The sequence below is a fragment of the Campylobacter sp. 2018MI13 genome, assembly GCF_018501135.1.
In the GTDB taxonomy this organism is placed as follows: Bacteria; Campylobacterota; Campylobacteria; order Campylobacterales; family Campylobacteraceae; genus Campylobacter_E.
In genome coordinates this window covers 1-404 of the sequence record NZ_JAHCZC010000276.1, presented here as the reverse complement: position 1 = coordinate 404, position 404 = coordinate 1, and the positions used below count along the sequence as shown (strand labels likewise).

The 404-nt window shown below is 43.3% G+C and carries 1 pseudogene; it reads left to right on the top strand.

The window, feature by feature from the left end:
* Positions 1–157: 157 nt before the first annotated feature.
* A pseudogene (locus KJQ99_RS10015) lies at positions 158–404 on the top strand (hypothetical protein); the annotation flags it as partial.

Sequence of the window (404 nt, the reverse complement as noted above, 5' to 3'; positions counted from 1 at the left end):
CGCTTCTACAAGATAAGGGACTTTTGACGCTCAGTGCGCGCGGCAACACCCTTAGCCTGCTTCCGCCACTGATTACTCCGGCATCTGAACTTATGGCCGGCATTGAAATCATTACCGAAACGCTTGAAAATATTTTGGTAGCATAGGGGGATTATGCATGAATCATTTTTACGGAAAATCTTATCTGAAAGAAATTGATTTTAACAAAAAAGAACTTGAGTACTTGGTAGATTTTGCGCTCCACTTGAAGGATCTGAAAAAAAAGAACATTCCGCACAAGTATCTTGAAAACAAGAATATTGCGCTTTTATTCGAAAAGACTTCGACCAGAACGAGGTCTGCCTTTACCGTTGCGGCCAATGATCTGGGCGCGCACCCTGAATTTATGGGCATCTCGGATACGC